The 1,012-nt window shown below is 57.0% G+C and carries 1 protein-coding gene; it reads right to left on the bottom strand.

Translation table 11 applies throughout. The features are described 5' to 3' along the window. Nucleotides 1-947: IS30 family transposase (locus AC1DTN_RS37320; RefSeq protein WP_477925127.1), on the bottom strand; the 947-nt coding region annotated here is incomplete at its 3' end. Nucleotides 948-1,012 lie beyond the last annotated feature (65 nt).

The following is a 1,012-nucleotide window of genomic DNA, read 5'->3' as shown; positions in this document are numbered from 1 at the left end:
AGGCATTTGCGAGGCTGTGAGTTTAGATGATGCGCCAACTCGGTCAGCTGTTGCTGGGTGACATTGGCAAGATCCGTGTCACCAGGCATGAAGCGTCGGATACGTTTGTTGGTGTTCTCAACGGCGCCTTTCTGCCATGGCGCGCTGGGATCGCAGAACCAGCTCCTCGCGCCGATGCCTTCCTCCAAAGCCCTGAAGCCGCTGAACTCCGTGCCGCGATCGAAGGTAAAGCTCCGCCGCGCCAACGCTGGCAACGGCGAGAAAGCATGAACGATCTTATCCATGATCGGTCGCGAATGACGACTGTTGTTCTTGAGCATGACCGTATAGCGGCTCTTGCGTTCAACCAGTGAGGTGACATTGGTCGGCCCAAGCTCCCGCTTGAAGATCAGCAGATCGCCTTCCCAATGTCCGAACTCGGTTCGATTACCAATAAAATCAGGTCTTTGGGATATCCTGCAATCGGCCGGGAAGACGTTGCCGCGCGGTCGGCGAGAGCCTCGAGGGCGACGCTTGCGACGTGCCTCCGGCAGGTAGCGATAGAGGCCCAGACCATAATCCTCCTTGCAGTAGACAAAGCGATAGATGGTCTCCGGGCAAATGCGGACGGGGTTTGCGCTGTCTTCGGCAAGGCGACCGGCAATCTGTTCCGGTGACCAATAGGCCTTCAGGCGGTCAATGACCAGCTCGCGCAGTCTTGGATGCCGCCTGAGCTTGCGCAGCCTTCGGCGCCGCTCCTTGGCGATGTCATCGGCGATCGTATCAAAGTAGCCGGTGTACTCGGGAAACTCGCGATCGTGGAAAGTGTTGCGCTTGAGCTCACGATAGATCGTTGAGCGATGACGTCCGAGCTGGCGGGCGATCTCGCCAACTGGCACCTTTCGCTCTCTGAGGTGATAAAGACGGCGACGATCGGCGAGGGTGAACTGCTGATAGCAAAGCGACATGCCAAAATCTCCAAAGTGAAGCCATTGAAATTACTGGCATGTCGCACTTGGAAATAGAATGTACC

It is taken from the genome of Rhizobium sp. 01T444 (genome assembly GCF_056398305.1).
Note: the sequence above shows the minus strand (reverse complement) of the source record. Positions and strands in the feature narration are given on the sequence as shown.